11 protein-coding genes are annotated in these 21,554 nt (G+C 41.2%); 9 read left to right on the forward strand and 2 right to left on the reverse strand.

Annotated elements, in window-relative coordinates; genetic code table 11:
• Positions 1–44 precede the first annotated feature (44 nt).
• Positions 45–485 carry a helix-turn-helix domain-containing protein gene (locus ACQKEV_RS03540; RefSeq protein ID WP_427443420.1) on the reverse strand — a complete coding sequence of 147 codons (441 nt, stop codon included), beginning with the start codon at positions 483–485 and terminating at the stop codon, positions 45–47.
• A 623-nt stretch (positions 486–1,108) separates the two neighbouring features.
• Between ACQKEV_RS03540 and ACQKEV_RS03545 the strand changes: the two genes are divergently transcribed.
• The 7 genes from ACQKEV_RS03545 to ACQKEV_RS03575 all read left to right on the forward strand — a co-directional run bounded on the left by ACQKEV_RS03545 (position 1,109) and on the right by ACQKEV_RS03575 (position 8,324).
• A complete protein-coding gene (locus ACQKEV_RS03545; protein WP_427443422.1) occupies positions 1,109–1,543 on the forward strand; it encodes a transcriptional regulator in 435 nt (144 codons plus the stop codon).
• A gap of 1,164 nt (positions 1,544–2,707) precedes the next feature.
• Complete coding sequence (locus ACQKEV_RS03550) at positions 2,708–3,397, forward strand: hypothetical protein (RefSeq protein ID WP_427457706.1); 690 nt, start codon at positions 2,708–2,710, stop codon at positions 3,395–3,397.
• Complete coding sequence (locus tag ACQKEV_RS03555) at positions 3,394–4,686, forward strand: efflux RND transporter periplasmic adaptor subunit (protein WP_427443426.1); 1,293 nt, start codon at positions 3,394–3,396, stop codon at positions 4,684–4,686. The genes ACQKEV_RS03550 and ACQKEV_RS03555 overlap by 4 nt, the downstream gene beginning before the upstream one ends.
• 244 nt (positions 4,687–4,930) lie before the next feature.
• A complete protein-coding gene (gene mtnK, locus ACQKEV_RS03560; protein WP_427443427.1) occupies positions 4,931–6,157 on the forward strand; it encodes an S-methyl-5-thioribose kinase in 1,227 nt (408 codons plus the stop codon).
• Complete coding sequence (gene mtnA, locus ACQKEV_RS03565) at positions 6,154–7,170, forward strand: S-methyl-5-thioribose-1-phosphate isomerase (RefSeq protein WP_427443429.1); 1,017 nt, start codon at positions 6,154–6,156, stop codon at positions 7,168–7,170. Before mtnK ends, mtnA begins: the two co-directional genes overlap by 4 nt.
• 37 nt (positions 7,171–7,207) lie before the next feature.
• Entirely contained in the window at positions 7,208–7,846 is a 639-nt protein-coding gene (locus ACQKEV_RS03570; RefSeq protein WP_427443431.1) for an L-fuculose-phosphate aldolase, read from the forward strand.
• Between the two features lie 31 nt (positions 7,847–7,877).
• Positions 7,878–8,324, forward strand: a complete 447-nt coding sequence (locus ACQKEV_RS03575) for a GNAT family N-acetyltransferase (protein WP_427443433.1) — start codon at positions 7,878–7,880, stop codon at positions 8,322–8,324.
• Positions 8,325–8,663: 339 nt separating this feature from the next.
• On the opposite strand, the gene ACQKEV_RS03580 is transcribed toward ACQKEV_RS03575, so the two are convergent.
• Positions 8,664–9,800: a HupE/UreJ family protein gene (locus ACQKEV_RS03580; protein WP_427443435.1), complete on the reverse strand. Its 1,137-nt coding sequence runs from the start codon at positions 9,798–9,800 to the stop codon at positions 8,664–8,666.
• 238 nt (positions 9,801–10,038) lie between these two features.
• Between ACQKEV_RS03580 and ACQKEV_RS03585 the strand changes: the two genes are divergently transcribed.
• Positions 10,039–17,100, forward strand: coding sequence for a CehA/McbA family metallohydrolase (locus tag ACQKEV_RS03585; RefSeq protein ID WP_427443437.1), 7,062 nt, complete (start codon positions 10,039–10,041; stop codon positions 17,098–17,100).
• 605 nt (positions 17,101–17,705) lie between these two features.
• On the forward strand, positions 17,706–21,440 hold the full coding sequence (locus ACQKEV_RS03590) for a S8 family serine peptidase (protein ID WP_427444813.1): 3,735 nt from the start codon (positions 17,706–17,708) through the stop codon (positions 21,438–21,440).
• Positions 21,441–21,554 lie beyond the last annotated feature (114 nt).

Below are 21,554 nucleotides of genomic sequence, written 5' to 3' on the forward strand. Positions count from 1 at the left end.
CATTATACGGCTTTTCGAGGAAAACCGTAAGTGAAAGGAAAGAATTATGATTTTAAATGAAGGTAGGCTTGCAAAAATTCTTTAAACTTTTCTTTATCATCCGTTGGTTTACTATAAAACTCCTGGAATAGTTGAAAGAAAGTAGGGTCCGATTTATATGCATGGTAGACAGGATCTAAGGATTCATCTCCGTAATTGTCCACGGGCTCATTGACACGCATGACTTTTTTCCGAGAAACGGTAGAAGAGTGATATATAACTTCATTACTGATATCTCTCGGAATTCGATATAGTTCACACATGGCACGAAAAACTGGTAGAGAAATACTCTCAGGATTCGTTTCATAGCGGGATAAAGTACTGGCAGAAATATTCAGTAGTTTGGCAGCTTCTTTTTGAGTAAGTTGAGATAGCTTCCGGTACTCCATAATCAGTTCATGTAATTGCAAAATCAACACCACCTTAGTTGCAGGTAGTGTAGTCAATTTCAGCTCTCTTGTTTTAAGATATCTTATTATTGAAATGGCGTTTCATAATTGATATATTATTTTTAATAAAAACAGAATATTTAGTAATATTTTAATAGTTTATTCCACTTAATGGAACTGAAACCAAATTAATTCCATTTCAGAAAGGTTGATTTACTTTGCCCATCCTATGAAATTGTACTGCCTGGATTGCAACAAAGCACCAAATTCAAACAGAAAGGCCAGGAATTCTTACTATATGTGACTCCGAACGGAGAACGCAAATCAGCAATCATCGTTTCGAATAATAATGGAAAAGCGTTGATTGGAAGCTTGTCATTTGATTCCTTTGAAATTGAAGATTTGCACATTGATTTTATTAACAGCAAATGCTCTTTTACATACAAAGAATCACTTGGAAAGGATCTCGCCACCACCATACAAAACATACTGCTCGGGTTCTTCATACAGTACCACGAGCGATCTATTGCCTTTATTACATACAAAAAAAAGAAGTAATAATTACTTATGCTACCTGTCAACCGGTAGCATTTTTTTCGGATATGTCATGCACGAAACATACGGGATTGTGATACACTATTAGTAATCAGAATATTTTGATAAAAAAGGAGGGGATCACAATGTTACACGTACAACTAATGAAACCATTTTATTCAAAACTAGAAGGACAAAAGATGAAACTGGTATTTGCCTATCAATATTTCTCTATTAAAAAAGATGACGAATTATTTCACTTCATTCCTGTGGAAGGAAAAGAAATAATTGTTAATATGCATACGTACCAAGTCGAGAACTTATCGGATGTCTTCGTCTTTCAAAAAGGTAATCGTTTCATCCGCTTACCACTCTATCAATTGTTGTTAGTGTCTGATATTCATATGCATTTGCAAACGATTTTAAAACATGGCGAGCCGGAAGACAAAGAACCAGCTAGCGATGTTAAGGAAGAAGCAAACGAATTTATTTCGTTACTCGAGCAAGCAAATCGCAGCCGAATGATTGATTACGCGCTTACTACGCGAGATCAAAGTCTCTTTGATCGATTGACACATTAACCGTTGGAGGATAATCATGGAACTCAATAAAAGTTGAAAACACCTGCCAAAGCAATGAGGGAGGTGTTTTCTTGTGGAAATTTTTATGTATATTCCTCTTCGTTTTGATTTCTTCCGATTGGCGAGGTGTTTATTCCGTTTCGCGATCCCTTTATTCCTCTACGACCACGGTTTATTCCTCCTCAACCAAGTTTTCATCCCGTACGCCAACAATTTTCCACAAAAACACCCATCAAAATAAAGTGTGATGGGGCCATTTAGTTTAGTGATGAGCCCAAATTAAAAACCCTTCTCCGAAATATTGCGATCGGGGAAGGGCTCTAGTCGTACCTGTACATACAACACGCTCCTAAATTGAAGTCAACACATACAATATTATGACAGATACACTTGACCCGATGACGCCGAACAAGATATCGACAGCATTCAATTCAAGAAGTTTGTTTAATTTCATATCTACCACATCCTCTCTACTTTTTCTCTGCTTAGTTAAACTAACTTATAGAAGCGGCTGGCGTCTTACCATTCCTAAAACGTATCGCAGGAAATACGATTGTATTAATATATGTAGAAATTTTCCTTTGATAGGTTATATAAAGTTTAGGTTTTGTTGGAAAATTTTATTCATTTTTCACTGAATTTCATTTCAATGATTCTCCAAAATTCAATTTTGGGGCATTTTCCAAAGGCAAAATTGAAATTTCTAAGCTTAATAGGTGGTCAAAATTCAATTTTGAGGCGAAATGTATCCAATAAAACAATGGCGATTTAAACTGAAGTAGAGCTATTGAACCTTTTGGGGAAGGGGAGATAGGGGACGATTGATGGATACATAGCGTTGCGGGAATCTCACCTCATTCCTACACCAATCCGCGCGCAATTAAGCTTAAGAGCAGTATAATTCTGTCGACCTGTTTAGGTGGGGGCCTAAATCTTGTACAAAGAAAAGTGTGAGTAAAGTTGGGAGCTCACACTTTTTTCCTTGGACTCACTCAAAATCTATTTCAAAAGACATAAACCTGTGAACCTCTTACTATATTCCCATAACTTTATTACCAATTTTTCCATATCTATACCCTTCGTACGTTACAAATGATGTCGAATTTTGGTAAAGTAAAGGAAGATTAATAGCTACTGGTAGTTACAGGAAGGAAATTTGATAATATGATTTTTGATTTTAGGTTTTGGAGATATCTAGCAAACCAGCAAGAACTAATAGATAATCTCGGATCTGCCACGATGCGCGATTTTAAAAAACGCGTCTGGATGGTCGGTCTGTTCGGATTACTATTATTTGTTACACAAGAGCTGTGGGGAATGAACACACAGCACCTCACTTCTTTATACGCATTAGGCGGCAATGACCCATACACACTGGCTCGTCTGGTCTCACTTGTTGGAATCATCCTATGGGCAATCCTTTATATGGCCTTCCACTTTTTCGGCATTGCTTTCCTATTGAACCGCATCACAGGCATCGAATTATCCAAATTGGCCGTGTTGCAACTATATGTTTTAGGAATCCTATTACTTGAAAAAGCATTCCTATTTTTCATCTTTATGATGACGGGTGTAACCACTCCGGTATCACTGTTTTCATTTGGACCGCTGGCAGCAACGGTTTTCGAAAACCCATTCCTTGTACTTTTCTTTAATCAACTATCCATCTTTACTGCGCTAATTATTGCGTTGCAAGTTCGTTTCATCCGCGCATTCACGGATATGAACCCGCGCATCATTTTACTGATTGTCATTGCTATACATATCGTGATGGCACTCATTACTGCGGCAGTCGGCTTAATTCCTCTTGAAGAATGGTACGGTCGTTTTGTTGAAGGAGGTGCCGTCAAATGAATAAATGGTTAACAATCGGAATATCCGTCGCCGTTTCAGCTTTCCTTGGTGCCAATGCGATTCTATTGTTCAGCGACAAAAGCGTAATTTCTAAAGACGTGTATGTCCATGATTACGAACGTCTGGCAGCTGGCGACTTTGAAGAATCTTTGCCGAAAGAATCACTCGTTGCTCCGCTCGATACGACCACTGTTTATGTCGAAAGTGAAGATACCATCCAAGACTGGTTAGTTAAAGAAGGAGACGCTGTGAATGCTGGCGACGAGCTTGCTACGTTGAATACGTCGACAGCTGATGAACAACGCAAAGTTTGGGAGTCGGAGAAGACATCACTTGAGCGTCAAGTAACGGAACTCAACACAACAATCAGTACGTTGCAATCTGACCGTGCAACTGCACAAAGCACAAGCAGTTCAACGGGAAATGCTACAGACAACGTAACAGAAAACACGGACGATCAAACCGTTAATGTAGATGTCAACGTAGATGTTGGCGTAGACGTATCCCAAGACGGTGCTTTCGCACAAGCAATCGCTGAAGCGCAGCAGAAATTGTCTGAAGTCAATCAACAATTACAAGTCGTCAATGCACAGCTTGCTCAAGAAGGAGCGGCTGCCATCATTAGTCCGGTCGAAGGAATCGTATCCACAATTCGAGACAAAAATGACCGCTTGGCGATCGAAATTTACAGCATCGATAAAATCATCGTTACGTACGCAACGGATGAGCAATGGCAGGACGTGCAAGCCGACGACCGCGTTCGCTTGCAAGCAGATGGCATGGAACAATCACTAGAAGGAACAGTAACGCAAGTTTCCCAAGTTCCTGCACAAGATTCCGAATTCCTGACTGCCTATAAAGCACTAGAACCAAAAGAACATAAGAACCCACTTGCATACTATGAAGTTCGCATTCAACCGAAAGAACCAATCACAAACTTGCCTTTCGGAAACAACACGAACGCCATGGTGCTAGTAAACGAAGCACAAAAAGCGGTTGCCGTTCAGAGCGCTTGGTTAAACAATCGTTTCGACAAGGAAGCAACTGCATATGTCGTCAACAAGGACGGCTTAGCAGTGAAAACTCCTGTAACAATTGCCTTTGACTTGAAAACACGTTCGATCATCACAGAAGGGCTCAAAGCCGGCTCAGTCGTTGTGTACGAACCACAAATCAACGACTACCGTTATGCACCAGCTATTTTTTACCCAATGCCAATGGAATCTCCGTCATGGGAATCTGTAAAAACATTCGGCTGGAAAAACTACCTTAAATACTTAGTGCGATAAACATAGATGACCTCTTCCTAGCAATGGAAGAGGTCATTTTTTTGATTAGATAAAGTAAGTGGCCACAGTGTGATGCCCTATACAGGGGTGGGAGATAAACGGTGGCCGCCAGGAAAATAAAGAACCCCACCACTGCGTGATGCCCCATAAAAAACTCTCCCACTCCCCTTATTAATTGATTTCCCCAAACTTTCAATTATTTTGATATGATAGTAGAAAACTATTTTCAAAGGAGTGCCAAGTTATGCATACTGATACATCCACTTTTGAACAATATTTCCTCATGAACACCGATGATGTCATTCAATACGTTAAATCTAAAATAGATACGTTCCAAAATGCACAACAAATCACATGTCAGGAAATCGGTGACGGGAACTTAAACTATGTGTACCGCGTTGTGAACACGGAGACGAACGAATCGGTCATTCTCAAACAAGCGGGGACGACTGCGCGCATATCTGACGAGTTCGTCCTTTCGACAGCCCGCAACAAAATCGAAACCGAAGCACTACTCTTACAACATATACTGGCACCAGGGCTAGTTCCTGAAATCTTACTATTAGATGAAACGATGAGCTGCTGCGTCATGGAAGACTTATCGCATCTGACCATCATGCGCACTGCACTCACAAATTTCAAGACGTTCCCGAATTTCGCGGAACACATCACGGACTTCCTTGTGAACACGTTACTACGCACATCTGACCTAGTGTTGAACCATAAAGAAAAGAAAGATCTTGTTGCGAAATTCATCAACCCTGAGCTTTGTGAAATATCGGAAGACCTCGTGTTTACAGAGCCTTTCCATAACAACTTCAACCGCAACGAAGTGACACCAGGCAATGAACAATTCGTTCAAACGCACCTTTACGAAAACGAAGAACTTCACTTGGAAGTCGCCAAATTGAAGTTTCATTTCATGAACAACACGCAATCGCTCATTCACGGCGACTTACATACGGGCTCCATTTTCATCGACCAAAATGACACGAAAGTCATCGATCCGGAGTTCGCATTCTTTGGGCCGATGGGCTACGATATCGGAAATGTCATGGCGAACCTGATTTTCGCGTGGGCTCGAGGCCGCGCCTACTCAAACAAAGAATTCACGGAATGGGTCGAAAATACATTATTCGACATCATGGACTTATTCGACTCGAAATTCCGCGCAGCTTGGGACGATCATGCAACGGAACTCGTCGCTAAAAATGCCGATTTCAAAGAACAGTACATCCAAAATATCCTGAAAGACACTGCTGGTATGGCTGGACTTGAACTGGCACGCCGCATCGTCGGACTGGCAAAAGTGAAAGACATCACGACGATCGAACCAATCGAAGAACGACTGAAAGCAGAGCGACTTTGCCTGCGCGTCGCAGTGGAACTGATCTTCAACCCATCAGATTTCCAAACGGGCGGCCAATACTTAACTGCACTACAAAACGCACTCCAGGAGGAAAACAAATGACTGAAGCACTTAACCCGATCGAATGGAAAAACGACGCCCTCGTCTTGCTCGACCAAACCAAACTGCCGAACGACATCGTCTATGAAGAATTCACAACCGTCGAAAGCGTGTGGGATGCGATTGTCACCATGAAAGTCCGCGGTGCCCCGGCCATTGGCGTTGCCGCAGCATACGGCGTTTACTTGGCTGTTCGCAATGCTGAAACCGATTTGGTGGAAGTAGTGCAGAAAAGTGCAGCGTATCTGGCTACGTCTAGGCCGACCGCAGTCAACTTATTCTGGGCTCTCGACCGCATGAAAGCAGTCAAAGCGCCGGACGCTACGTACAAAGAAGCTTTATTAGCGGAAGCAAAAGCGATTCATAAAGAAGACGAAGAAATCAACCGCAACATCGGCGAAAACCTATTAACGTTATTAGCTGACGGCATGGGAATCTTGACACATTGTAACGCTGGTGCCCTTGCGACATCTAAATACGGCACAGCTACGGCACCGATGTATCTGGCGAAAGAAAAAGGCTGGGACTTCAAAGTATACGCTGACGAAACTCGCCCGCGTCTTCAAGGATCCACTTTAACAGCACTGGAACTAAGCAGAGCGGGCATCGACGTAACAGTCATTACCGACAACATGGCTGCTATGGTCATGTCGCAAGGGAAAGTACAAGCGGTGATCGTCGGCTGTGATCGTGTCGCTGCAAACGGGGATACGGCAAATAAAATTGGGACACTTGGCGTCTCCATTTTAGCGAAACACTACAACATTCCGTTTTACGTGGCTGCACCGACGCCAACGATCGATTTAAATACACCAACAGGGACGCAAATTCCAATCGAAGAACGTCACAAATCTGAAGTCATCGAAGGCTTTGGCAAACTGACAGCACCAGCGGATGTGAATGTCTACAACCCGGCATTCGATGTCACGCCTCACGAACACATCACGGCCATCGTTACGGAGAAAGGCATTGTTCGTGCGCCATACGTAGAAAACCTGAAAAAATTATTCCAATAAATTGGGCTGTGCCTAGTAGCAGAAAAGAGGAATAGGTATGTTTTTGAAAGAACGCAGTGAAATCGTCGAATATTGCAAGATGTTGAAAACAAGAGGATTGACGAAAGGGACAGGTGGCAACATTTCGATCTTTGATCGTGAATCCGGCCATATGATCATCAGTCCGAGTGGGATTAATTACGACATCATGACTGCAGAAGATGTCGTCGTTTGCGATTTACAAGGGAGTGTTATTCATGGTGATAAAGAGCCATCAAGTGAATTTCCAATGCATGCAATATTCTATCAACAACGCGAAGACATAGATGCCATGGTTCATACACATTCCATGCACGCGACGGTCCTTGCTTCACTCAGATGGAATCTACCGGCCGTTTCTTATTTGGTAGCTTTTGCCGGAAAAGACGTACGTTGTGCGGACTATGCAAGTTTCGGAACGCCAGAACTCGCAACAAATGCCTTCGATGCTATGCAAGATCGGAAAGCAGTATTACTAGCCAATCACGGATTATTGGCAGGCGCAAACAACATCGCGACAGCATTCGCCATCGCAGAAGAAGTCGAATTTTGCTGCGAAGTCTACTTAAAAGCAAAAGCCGTAGGGGAACCAGTCATTTTGGATGACGTAGAAATGGCTCATATGGCTGATAAATTTAAGACGTACGGGCAGAAATAAATAGATTCACAAGCACAAAGGGGTATGGAAGATGGTTGAGTTAAAACCAGTCACGCAACATAATTTTCGAGCGTGTATTAAACTGCAAGTCGCGGAATCACAGAAAAACTTTGTTGCATCCAATATGTACACAATTGCCGAAGCATACGTCGATCCAAAACTGACACCCTTCGCGATCATGGATGATGAAACAGTCGTTGGGCTTGTCGCAACGGAAATCGTTCCTGAAAATGAAGACTACGATCGATACTGGATAACACGTTTTATGGTAGGCGAAGAATTCCAAGGAAAAGGCTATGGACGTAAAGGCGTGCAACTAGCGATTGAAATGCTATCGAAGCATGAAGATTGTGAACGGGTAAGACTATCGGTGGTATCGTCAAATGACGACTCCATTGCTTTCTACCAAAAGGTAGGCTTTGTACTGACAGATGAATATATTGGTAATGAGCGAGTAATGGACTATTTCTTCGCTTAAACCGACTAAGACTATAAGAAAACAGAGGAGCCAGCATTTGCTGGCTCCTTTATTTTCGTTATTTGTTAGAATCGCAATTTAGTACAGTCGGGCGAAGCGAAAACCAAACCAATTGGCCCCCTCAAACTCTGTTTTCGCGGTATTTTTGTGTGGAAAACTGTGAATGGGAATAAACCAATGTTGTAGAGGAATAAAAGTGGAGTGAAATAGAATAAAGTGCGATCGAAAGGGAATAAACATAGCGCCAAAAGCAATAAATCAAAGTGAAAGGGAATAAATATTCTTCTCTGTAAAAAGCCATCAAAAAAGACACGGGCATATGCCAGTGTCCAATTTCCTCTATAAAAACAACCTCTCAATCAACCAATACCCACCCATTAACGCAATAAGGACCGAACCATATGTCACAAATTGACGGGCATATTTTTGTTTTTGCATATAGTTCAGCAGGGGAAGCAAAGCAAGTACCAGTAGAATCTGGACCACTTCGATGCCTATATTAAAATTGAATAAAGCTGTAAACAATCGATTCGACGGAAGATTCATTTCCTTTAGAATCGATGCGAACCCTAACCCGTGAATCAATCCGAAACCAAAAGTTAGCCCCCAACGATGCTTCACTTCTTTACGGAAAATATTTTCAAGTGCCACATAGATAATACTTAAAGCAATTACGGCTTCCACAAATAGTGATGGCAGGCTGATCATACCCAACACAGATAAACTGATTGTAATACTATGCGCAATTGTAAATGCCGTAACGATGGCAATATATTGTTTCAATGTCTGTTTGCGCAATAACAAAGCAAATAAGAACAGTAAATGATCGTACCCGGTCAAAATATGCATGGCACCTAATTTGAAGAAGGCGAGCCAAGATGAATCTTGATCTGTCGAATGAGTACCAGCAGAAGCATTTTCGCTGCCTTGCTCCATTTGAACCTCAGTAATCAATTTTGTCCAAGTACGTTCATTGCCTTGAATTACCGTTTCACTTGTCTCTCCATAATAAGAAGATGAAACCAAATTTATGTAATTTGTAGCGGAATCATCTACGTAAAACCCATCCATCAAAGTCAACGTATCACCAGGTTGAAAGCCTTCATAGGCGAAGTGAAAACGAATGAATTCCGTGTTGTCGATCTCTTTTATTTCTGTTTTTTCGAGCGAAGCATGCAGCTCAGTGTTATTTTTATCGATTACGAGCGTTTCAGAAATCAGTTCTTCTAAATGATGCTCTGCTTTCTTCAACTCTTTCTTGCCAATCTTTTCATTGCCGTTCACATCAACATCTTCAACTAATTCAATTAACGAAAGACTATCAATTGTAAACGTCAATTCTGTTCGGCTTTCTTGAATATCTATACTTGTATAACTCGCACTATATGCATGTGCGTCCACTTTTAACGGATGCAATAAACTAAATAGTAGTAGAAGCAGCAAAAAATAACGCGAACTTGAATAAATAATTGGCACGAATAGATCTCCCCTTATATCTCCTTTATGGTCCTTAAAGATTATAAGCCTTACATCTTTTCAAAGATAGAAGAAAAAATGTAAATAATTTATTAAATCTTCAAAACTATATTTCTTTTATATGAGAAAATGCGTAAAATGAAAATGCTTACATAATAGAAAAGTCAGACATCCTGACAACATTTGTCATTTGGTAGGCAAAATTGTTCAATCACTAATAGGGGAGAAGGTAGAATTTGTGATTAAAAGAAAACAATCTTTAAAACGTTGGGTCAGCATGTTCTTAACAGCTATTTTAGTTGTCAGTTCGATGTTGCCAGCAGGATTAAGTCATAAAGTAAACGCTCAAATTGCTGAGCAAGTCGTCATCAGTCAAGTGTATGGTGGGGGAGGTAATGGAGGCGCAAAATACTCCAACGATTTTATTGAATTATACAATCCAACTGCAAGTGATATTTCATTAGATGGTTGGTCAGTACAATATGCCAGTTCAACTGGAAGCGTCAGTACTGGAATCACAGGACTAACTGGTGAAATTAAAGCTTATTCTTATTATTTAATAAAAGCAAAAGCGGGAACTTCAGTTACCGATAAACCACTACCAGAGCCTTACGATGTGACAAGTACTACAATTGATATGGCTGGAACGAATGGTAAAGTTGCGCTGGTTAAAGATAAGACAACAGCAATTTCAGGTAAAGATGACCCTGCTGTACTAGATTATGTAGGATATGGATCTGCGAATGCTTATGAAGGGTCAGCAGCAACGCCTGTACTGACTAACAGTACAGCTGCAATTCGTCGTCCTTATGCAAATATGAATCCAGCCAAAGGTTATGGCAACGGCTGGGATACAAATGATAACAAAGCGGATTTTGTGGCAGTTGCACCAGTCCCACACAACTCTGCAAGCCCTGCAGAGAAATTTGAGTTAGTAGAAAGTTTAAAACCAATTGGCGATCGCATTCTATTCGTCCAACAAGGTACAAATGCAACAATTAAAGCTCTAGCAGGAACAGTAACTGCAGAAGCTACAGTTAAGTTTTATTCAAGTGAAACTATTGGAACCGAAACGTATCTTGGTTCAACTACTGCAACTGCGAACGGTTCTTTCGAAACGACTTTCGATGCTAAAAAAGTATTAACATCTGTTTTTATTACTTCAACAGAAGTTATTAGTCCAACAGAGAACAAGCCTGAAAGCTTGCCTACTGAAATTGCAGTAGCTGCACCAAGTACATCACTGGATGCTGAAAAATTAGCATATAGTGTCGATGGCAACGGCAACGGAACCGTGAGTGGGAAGGCTGCTGCCGGAAAATCTTCATCATCTCTTGCTGTCTATACAAGTGAAGCAATGGGACAAGAAAACTATTTAGCTCCATCTAACGGCGAGCCTGTAATCGTTAATGGTGCTGGGGAATTTACTTACACATTTAATGGTACTACTGCACCAGAAACAGTGTACGTAACACAGCAAACAGCTACGGCAAAAGGGATTCAACTGCAAAGTGTTCCTGTATCCGTTACAAAACCTGATTTGACAGTCATCACGAAATTAGCGGACGTTCGTGGTTCTGATGATAAAGGTCAACCGATTCATTTAAATGAGTCCTTCACGATTGAAGGGGTTGTTACATTTGAAAACGGAGTATTAGGATCACAAAAAAGCAACTTCTATCTTCAAGATGAAACAGCAGGTATTAATGTGTTTGGTTCATTCGATCACAACTTAACAATCGAACGTGGAGATAAATTACGTGTGTCGGGTAAAGTGATTTACTATAACGGCTTAACAGAATTTGAACCAACTTCGATCAAAAAAGTTCTTGCTCAACAAGAACTGCCTGCTCCAAAACAATTATCAATTTTGGATATGACAAACTATGCTATTGCGGAACCTTTGGAAGGCAGTTTGGCAAAAGTAAGCGGGAAAGTTTCTGCTGTTACCGCCTCAGGCTCGAACACAAACGTAACGATTGTTGATGAGAACAACAAATCAACACTTGTTCGTGTTATGGCGAAGACAAATATCAATATTGAAAAAGATATCGTACAAAACAAAAGCTACACATTCACTGGAGTAGTGAGCCAATATACAACTTCTGCTACAGCGAAAAGTGGCTATCAGTTATTCCCACGTGATGTGAAGGACATTTCACCAATGCTGGGCATTACACACACACCAATCACAACCACTTACTTAGATACGAATGTATCGTTCGAAGCAGTAGTGGATGGTGCAGAATCAGTAACATTAAGTTACAAAGGAACGAGTGATTCTGAATTCACGACGATTCCAATGGTCGGAGATACAGAAAATCGTTTCACAGCACAGTTAGCAGCTGGACAAGTACCTCAAAATGGATTTGAGTACAAAATCACGGCTACAGCAGGCACACAACAACAAGTGGCTGGTCCCTTCACAGTTACATTAGTGGAAGATGCTGAAGGTCCTCAATTCTTGAGTGAAACACCACAAAATGGAACGCGTGTGGAAACACCACGTCCAGAAGTAGCGGTTTTAATCGACGACTTGAGTGGAGTAGAGCCATCATCCATTCAACTTTGGATTGACGGAGAAGTAAAATCGGATGCAGTAGTTTCCAAAACTCAAGTGAAATACACGGCCACTGAAGATTATGCACAAGGCATTCACACGGTAAAAGTAACAGCAAAAGATTTAAAAGGGAACGAAAGCACAAAAGAGTGGACATTCGAAATCGTGCCACGCTTTACAGGTGGTAACCACTACAGAGGAACGACACATAACCATACAAACATTTCTCATGACGGAACGGGATCACCTGAAGATGCATTGAAAGCTGGTCAAAAATATGGCTATGATTACTTTGCTTTCTCTGATCACTCACATGATATCGACCCAGACAAACTGGGAACAGACACAGTAGATCGTAAAGGAATGCCTGAACGTTCTGGTGGTTCTGATTGGCAGCTAACAAAAAATTTAGCAGATCAATATACGAAAGATGGCGAGTATGTTGTATTCCCGGCGTTCGAAATGACATCTACATCTTGGGGTCACTCGAATGTTTTCGGGACAGAAAACTTCATCGATCGTAACGTGAACGGCAAGCAATACCAAAGCTTAGATCAATACTATGCATGGGTACTTTCATACGAGGATGTTGTAGCTCAATTCAACCACCCGGATATGTCGACAAATGCATTCAATAGTTTCAAACCGTACGACCAAAAAGTGGACCAATTATTCACAATGCTTGAAGTAGGAAATGGTTCAGGTAACTACGCTTATGCAAATGCTGAGAAGAAATATTTCTCTACATTAGACTTAGGCTGGCACTTAGCACCGACTTATGGTGAAGATAACCACGATGGCACATGGGGTAAAACGAATGCCCGTACAGTCATTGTGGCAGACGACTTAACTCAAGCTTCATTGCTTCATTCAATGCGTAATATGCGTGTATACATGAGTGAAGATGCAAACGCTGACCTCGATGTAATGGCAAATGGTTACTACATGGGTTCAACAGTGGACAGCACATCATTGGATTTCGAGATTTCAGTGAAAGATTTAGTTGCTGAAACTAAATCGAATGGCTATGATTACTTACCAACTTCATACGCATCAAACGATGTTGTTGAAAAAGTAGAATTAATTACAAACGGTGGAAAAGTAGTAGAAACACATACACCAGATGCGAAAGACTTCACTTGGAAGCCTTCGGTTAATGTGCCAAGTGGCCAACAATGGTTTGTTGTGCGTGTAACGCAAAAAGATGGTGAACGTATTTACTCCGCACCAATCTGGTCAAAAGAAGTATCTGTTGACGTCAAAGTGAATGCGATTGATGTAACGGGTGACGTTATTATAGAAGGAAACCCTGCGAAACTAAATGCAACAGTAGGGAACTTCGGTACACAAGAAGTGAAAAACTTGAAAGTAGACTTCTACTACGATGAAGTCAAAGCTGAAAAGTTAATTGGAACAAATACCATTTCATCTATTCTTTCTAAAGGGACGGGCATCGCTTCGGTAACATGGGCAACCCCGATTAAGGGAAATCACAACATCATCGCAGTCGTCACATCAAATGATGGATTGCAGATCGGTGACGTAAGCTTCACGCTTCCGGTCATTGTAAAAGAACCACTTGGCATTAAAGTAGTAATTGACGCTGCCCATGGGAATGAAAACTCCAGCGGGGATGGCGGAACATATAAAGATAATCTAAAAGCCTTTACAGTATTACTTCAAAAAGAAGGATACACAGTAGCGGAAAACAAAGCGGAAATTACAGATGCAACATTTACGGGCGTTAATGTATTCATGATGACGCATCCAAAAACAGTATTAACAGCATCTGAACAAACAGCAGTAGCGAAATTTGTTCAAAATGGCGGTTCATTACTGGTTGCAGGTAAGAGTAACAACAGTTCAGAACCAACCATCAACAATGCGGTATTGGCAGAAGCGGGATCGACTATCCGCATCCAAAGTGATGGCGTATTCGACCTTAGCAAATCAGGTAATTTCTGGAGTGATCCGACTGTAAGTCCATTCGCAGTACGCCCACATCCAGGTTTGGTAGACAATTATATGACTGATAGAGTGCCATTTGTGGATTACTACAGTGGTGCAAGTTTAAGCGGACCACAAAACACGGCTTTGAATAACAGTGATAAAGTAACGATTCTTGTAAAAGGGAATGAAACGACGTATCAAGGTAACCTGAGATCAAACGCATATGCGTACGATACGGTTTCGGATAACGAAGGCGGTTCGAAGATTCCATTAATCGCTTCTGAAGAAATCGGAGAAAAAGGACGCGTCATCGTCTCAGGTATGAATATATTCAATGACAAACAATTGGATGAGGCTTATGAACCGAAAGGGAATGACGAATTCTCTTTAAATGCAATCAACTGGTTGGCTCATCGTGATACAACAGTCACGCCAATCAATGAAGCACGTAAAGTTGTAAGCGAAAAAGAGGTTGTCGTGGAAGGTACAGTAACAGCTGAAGCCGGCATATTCTTCGATGCGTTCTACATCCAAGATGAAACTGGCGGCATCATGGCATTCCAGGAAGTCCCTGCAGATGCTTTAAAACTTGGTGATAAAGTCCGAATCTATGGCCACATCATCTCGTTTGATAACAACATAGAAATCGAGTTTACATCGTTCGCACATGACGTGATCAAAATTGGTCATGGCGACGTCGTTCAGCCGAAGCAAGTCGCAACAGGTGATGCGACTACTGAAGCAAATCAAGGCTCTTTAGTGAAAGTAAAAGGACAGGTTACATCGATCTATGATGACAATTCTTATGTCATTAATGACGGTTCTGGAGATGTTCTCGTCTTTACGGATGGCTATATCGTCAACCAATCAGGCGCAGTACCAAAATTAAAAGTCGGCGATACATTGGAAGCAGTCGGTCTTTCAGGTTCATTTGCAGGCGGAACGCGTATTCGAGTACGCAATACAAAAGAACTTGTCGGTACGGAAGCGACCATTCCTGATGTGAAATCAATTGAGGTGAACAAAACGGATGTCTCGCTTGAAGTGGGTGGAACTGATCAATTAGTAGTCACTGAAACAACGACAAAAGCTGATTCGACATCTACTCAAGAAAATGTGACACCAACTGCGACCTATAGTGGTTTTGACACAAACGTGATATCTGTAGAAGCAGGCCTAATCACTGCGAAAGCAGCCGGTTCAACGAACATCACGATTACAGTCGGTGAGAACACGAAAACAGTGAGCGTTACGGTCAAGGAAATACCGGATGTCAAAACGTTAGAAGTGGACAAAACGGATGTTTCACTTGAAGTGGGTGCAACGGATCAATTAGTAGTCACTGAAACAACGACAAAAGCTGATTCGACATCTACTCAACAAAATGTGACACCAATTGCAACGTATAGTGGCTATGACACAAACGTAATTTCTGTAGAAGCAGGCCTAATCACTGCGAAAGCGGCCGGCTCAACGAACATTACCATTACAGTCGGTGATAACACGAAAACAGTGAGCGTTATGGTCAAAGAAAAACCGGATGTCAAAACGTTGGAAGTGGACAAAACAACTGTTTCGCTTGAAGTAGGTGCAACTGATCAATTAGTAGTCACTGAAACAACGACTAAAGCTGATTCGACATCTACTCAAGAAAATGTGACACCAACTGCAACTTATAGTGGCTATGACACAAACGTGATTGCTGTAGAAGCGGGCCTAATCACTGCGAAAGTGGCCGGCTCAACGAACATCACCATTACAGTCGGTGAGAACACGAAAACAGTGAGCGTTACGGTCACAGAAAAACCGGATGTCAAAACGTTAGAAGTAAACAAAACTTCTGTATCACTGAGTGTAGGGAAAACTGAGCGTTTGATCGTAAATGAAATAACGACAAAAGCGAACATGACTTCTACTATTAATAATGTCACGGCAACAGCGACATATTCAGGCTTCGATAGTAAGATAATTTCAATTAATGCTGGATTAATTACAGCGAAAGCAAGCGGAACAACCAACATCAAAATTACAGTTGGCAAAAATTCCAAAACAGTGAAGGTTACAGTAACAGAAAAAGCGCCACCAAAACAAGATGTCATTACAATCGAATTGAACAAATCTACAATGTCTCTTGTTGTAGGTGCAACTGATCGAATCGTAATGACAGAAACAATCAAAAATTCTGGCATGACTAAATCACAAAAAGACGTTTCGGCTGTAGCAACATACAGTGGCTACAATGCCAACGTGATTTCAGTGAATGGCGGATTAGTTACAGCGAAAGCTGCTGGAACGACAACAATCATCGCAACATATGGTGGAAATTCCGTATTAATTAACGTAACGGTAATTGCTACAGATCTAAATGTGGTCATTGTGAATGCAGGCGAAATAGATACAACAAAATCAGCAATCTTGATTGAAAGCAAAACTTCGTTTGATAATGGAAAAGGCCAAATTCGTTTTACAAATGAAGCAGTAGCCAAAATCGACAAAGCGAACAAGAATGTGATAGTGAAGCTAGCAAGCGGCACATTTACCATCACTTCGAGGAACTTCGACATTTTAGCGAAAAAAGGAACATTTTCACTAAATCTAGAGTTCCATGTTCAAAATGGGTCCAAAGGATGGAAAATGAAAGACATGTCATTTACGGATGCAACAGGGCAACAAATTACGGAAGGGTTCAAAGATTTCTTCATCATCACCACTTCAGGTAAAAAGCAAATCGTAGGAGCATACTACGAAAACAAATCGAAGAAGTGGAGATTCTTAACCATCCGTTGGTAATCAAAATAGATCCATCCAAGCCACAAGCTTGGATGGATTTTTTTATGTAATCAGAAAGTATATGAACGCGAATAGACCTCCTATGAACTCGAATAGACTCTCCACTTCGCCGATTCCAATAGTGATTACGTAGCCTTACTTCGGTCTTGCCTTTTTGCGTTTATGTGATAGTCCGATGCTCGTCTATTTTCATTTTGTGCAACCTGAAACGTGGTTCTGTCTACCTGAAATGAAATTCTGTCTACCTGAAACGCAAAACTGTCTACCTGGAGAAACTCCAATGTACGATTCTTTCTTTTTAAAAACGGAAAATGATAGATTTTTAGAATTAATATATTAGAAAAGCATTATAAACACCGTAATTTTAAGTCTAAGTAACTATTAGATAACAACTAAAGTACTACTAAAATAATATTTAGCGTCATTTTTTCCTCTACTGCATAAATTTGTAATCAAAATGTAATACAAGGAGATGAAAATAGTATTTGCAAGAATCGAAATATATGGTAAATTTCTAATTGTCACACATTTTAGTTGGAAACTTAATATATTTGTAAAGTTCGTCTAATTTGTGAAACATAATTGGGGAGGAAACTAGATTGGGAATGAAAAGAAAGAGTATGATCCTAGCAATTGCTACGTCGTTAGCACTTAGCACAGCATCATTTGGTGCACCAGCTCCTACGGCAGCAACGCAATTAGCAAAACAGATTCCAACGATTCAATTACAAAAACCGGCTCCGAAAATGCCGGCACGATTAGTAACACCGGAAAATCCAAGTGAGAAAGTACGTATTATCGTAGAACTTGAAAAAGCACCGGCAATTGAAACAGCTACACAAAAAGGTGTGCTATATAAAGAACTGCCGGAAAGCCAACGTACGAGTTTGGAAGCGGCAATTGAGAAAGACCAAGTGAATGTTCGTGCAAACATCTCGAGATTTGCGCGAAACATGAAAGTAAAAGAGAACTTCACAGCTGTATTCAACGGATTTTCTGCTGAAGTAGATGCAAAAGACGTAGCACGTATTGCTTCTACAACGGGAGTAAAAGCTGTACACGAATCTACTGAATATGATCGTCCTTTAGAAGAACCGAATATGACTCACTCTGCTGGATTAGTTCAAGCACAACTTGCTTGGGAAAAATATAACTTTAAAGGCGAAGGCATGGTCGTAGGGGTTATCGATACTGGGATTGACTCCACACACCGTGACATGGTCTTAACAAATGACGCGTCAGGCGACATTACATCTACACGAGTAAATAAATTGATTAACAAAGGTGCAATTGAACCAGGTAAATATTTCACTGCGAAAGTGCCTTTCGGTTACAACTATATGGATGGTAACCAGGAAATCCGTGACTTAGGTCCGGGAGCATCGATGCACGGTATGCACGTTGGTGGTACAGTTGCAGCGAACGGTGACGAAGAAAATGGTGGTATTAAAGGGGTAGCTCCAGAAGCTCAACTTTTAGCACTTAAAGTATTCGGTAATGATCCGTTATTCCCATCAACATATGGTGATATTTATGTGAAAGCGATGGACGATGCAATCAAGTTAGGTGCGGACGTTCTGAACATGTCACTTGGATCAACAGCTGGTTATGTAGATAACAGCAGTCCTGAGCAACAAGCTGTTTCACGCGCGCAAGACAATGGTTTGTTAGTAGCGATTTCTGCAGGGAACTCCGATATGTTCGGATCAGGTACATTCTATCCGATGGCTAACAATCAAGATTACGGTTTAACGGGATCACCATCGACGTCTGAAGATTCATTTGGTGTTGCTTCATTCGAAAATAGCCACATTACGGCTTCAAGTTTCAGTTATGAATTTGACGGCGCAGAAGCTGGTAAAGCTTTATTCTTGCTGGCAAATGACGCAGAACCGAACGATCTTCCACTAGAAGAATACCCAGTCGTGTTTGCAGGGTTTGGTACTCCGGCTGATTTCGCTGGTAAGGACCTATCAGGTAAAATTGCATTAGTTTCACGCGGAAGCATTCCTTTCGTTGAAAAAGGTTTGAATGCACAAGCTGCTGGTGCAGCCGCTGTCATTGTATACAACAATGCGGCTGGAACAATCAGTATGGCTTCAAGCTCAGAAATCACGATTCCATACATGTCTACACTTCAAGTGGATGGATTGGCAATGAAGGCGGGTCTAGATTCAGGGAAAGTTGTAACTGTCGGATTCAATGGGGAATATATCGAAACAGCAAGTCCGACGGCTGGCAAAATGTCTACATTCACTTCTTGGGGTCCAACACCGAACTTGGATTTCAAACCTGAAATCACAGCTCCAGGTGGAAATATCTTCTCGACGTTCAATAACAACGAATACGGTTTAATGAGCGGTACGTCAATGGCAGCGCCACATGTAGCAGGTGGTACAGCATTGGTTATGGAACGTGTAAATGAACAGTTCAAGTTAACTGGTGCAAAACGTGTGCAATTCGTTAAAAACTTAATGATGAACACAGCTAAACCAGTTGTTCTTGCTGAGTATGGTGGAATGAAAGAATACGTATCCCCACGTCGTCAAGGTGCTGGAATCATGCAAATTGCGAACGCTTTGGAAACGGATGTAATGGTAACAAACAAAGCAACTGGTGAAGCGAAAGTTGCATTGAAAGAAATCAAAGATGGTAAATTCACATTCACATTAAGAGCGAAAAACTATTCATGGGAAAAGAAAAACTTTGATGTGAACGTTCAACTTCAAACAGACTATGCACTAACAACAGGTGGATATGATGTCGTTGTACCAAACATTGCAGGATCTAACATCGTAACGGATTTAGTAGATGTACAAGCTCCTAGCAAAATAACAATCCCAGGTAACGGGGCAGTGGATATCCAAGTTTCTGTCGATGCATCTGCATTGAAAGACATGGAAGGTTTTGAGACATTCGTAAACGGATTCTTCATTGACGGATTTGTGTCACTAACTGACCCGAATGAAGAAACAACAGGAAACGTACCATTACATGTACCTTTCTTCGGATTCAACGGTTCATGGGATGATGCATCAATCTTTGATGACTTCTTATGGAATGATGACACGTATTGGGGTTATCAAGCATTGGCAGATGAGCAAGGGAACTTTATCTCAGGTCCTTCTTTAGGTGAAGATTTCGACCCATCGAAATTTGCTTTCTCTCCTAACGCAGATGGCAGCATTGATAAAGCGATTCCGGTTTACTCTTTAATGCGTAATGCGAAGAAATTCGAAGTCAACGTGTTGGATGCAAACGGTAACAAATTACGTACAATCCGCACAGCATCTAACTTGACGAAAGACTATATCGATTCTGCAACAAACCCGGCATACACGTATAGTGCGGCAAATGGGTGGGATGGAAAAGTTAACTACCGCCAAGTTGCTGATGGACAATACCAAATTCAATTACGTGCTGTGATTGACTTTGAAGGAGCAGAATGGCAAGAAATTAAGTACCCGATTATGGTAGATACAAAAGTACCGACTGCTGATGTTTCATTCGACGCTTCTACGAAAACACTTGCTTTTGCTAGTGTGGCAGACAACGCAGGTGGAGTCGGAATTGACCGTGTTGAAGTATTAGTAAATGGCAAAGAAGTAAAAGAAGCTGCAACACTTGAATCATATGTAGTGGCAAGCGCAATGCCTGGCGATGATATTACAGTCAAAGTATGGGATATCGCTGGTAACAAAGTAGAGCAGAAATTCACACTACAAAATGTAGCAGAAACAGTAGAGCCAGTAATCTTTATCACAACGCCTGATTTCTTCGGCTATCACAATTCGTCTGAAGTATTGGTATCTGGAACAGTTGAAGATGATTCAGACATCAAGTCATTGAAAATCAATGGCGAAGTAGCGTCTTCATTCGACGGCAAAACGTTCAAACACACATTGGTAATGGCTGATGGTGTCCAAAACGTGAGCGTAGAAGCAATTGATGAGTTTGATAACAAAATGTCAATCGCACGTAAAGTCTTCGTGGATTCGACAAAACCAACAGTTAAAGCGGTCGCAAACACTGTTCCAACTTCTGTGAAAGCAAATGTTGCGAGCAAAGTGATTAAAGTAAGAGTTGGAGACAACTTTGATGAAATTCGCCTATACTTGAATGGCAGTGAAGTGTTCGCTAAAGAAATTTCAGAGCCATACAGAATGTCAAACTTCAGCCAAGTAGTTGAAGTAGAGCTTCCTTTGGAAGTTGGCAAAAACGATTTCGAACTAAAAGTGGTTGATTTGGTCGGTCACGAAGCAACACAAAATATCTCAGTAACACGACAAGGTGCAGCTAAACCAGCAGCAGCACCAGCACCAATCAAACGCCCTAAATGATCTAAATGAAAAAACACAAAAGGAGTCAGCAACCGCTGGCTCCTTTTGTGTTTCTTTAAAGAAAAGATAAAGTAAGTGGACACAGCGTGATACTCCGTTCAAGAGTGAGAAATA

It is taken from the genome of Paenisporosarcina sp. NPDC076907, assembly GCF_050269735.1.
Taxonomy (GTDB): Bacteria; Bacillota; Bacilli; order Bacillales_A; family Planococcaceae; genus Paenisporosarcina.

What these genes read in the sequence shown, in the direction of transcription:
- ACQKEV_RS03545 (WP_427443422.1), top strand. Translation starts at nt 1,109, where the DNA reads ATGTTACACGTACAACTAATGAAACCATTTTATTCAAAACTAGAAGGA.
- ACQKEV_RS03550 (WP_427457706.1), top strand. Translation starts at nt 2,708, where the DNA reads ATGATTTTTGATTTTAGGTTTTGGAGATATCTAGCAAACCAGCAAGAA.
- ACQKEV_RS03555 (WP_427443426.1), top strand. Translation starts at nt 3,394, where the DNA reads ATGAATAAATGGTTAACAATCGGAATATCCGTCGCCGTTTCAGCTTTC.
- mtnK (WP_427443427.1), top strand. Translation starts at nt 4,931, where the DNA reads ATGCATACTGATACATCCACTTTTGAACAATATTTCCTCATGAACACC.
- mtnA (WP_427443429.1), top strand. Translation starts at nt 6,154, where the DNA reads ATGACTGAAGCACTTAACCCGATCGAATGGAAAAACGACGCCCTCGTC.
- ACQKEV_RS03570 (WP_427443431.1), top strand. Translation starts at nt 7,208, where the DNA reads ATGTTTTTGAAAGAACGCAGTGAAATCGTCGAATATTGCAAGATGTTG.
- ACQKEV_RS03575 (WP_427443433.1), top strand. Translation starts at nt 7,878, where the DNA reads ATGGTTGAGTTAAAACCAGTCACGCAACATAATTTTCGAGCGTGTATT.
- ACQKEV_RS03590 (WP_427444813.1), top strand. Translation starts at nt 17,706, where the DNA reads ATGAAAAGAAAGAGTATGATCCTAGCAATTGCTACGTCGTTAGCACTT.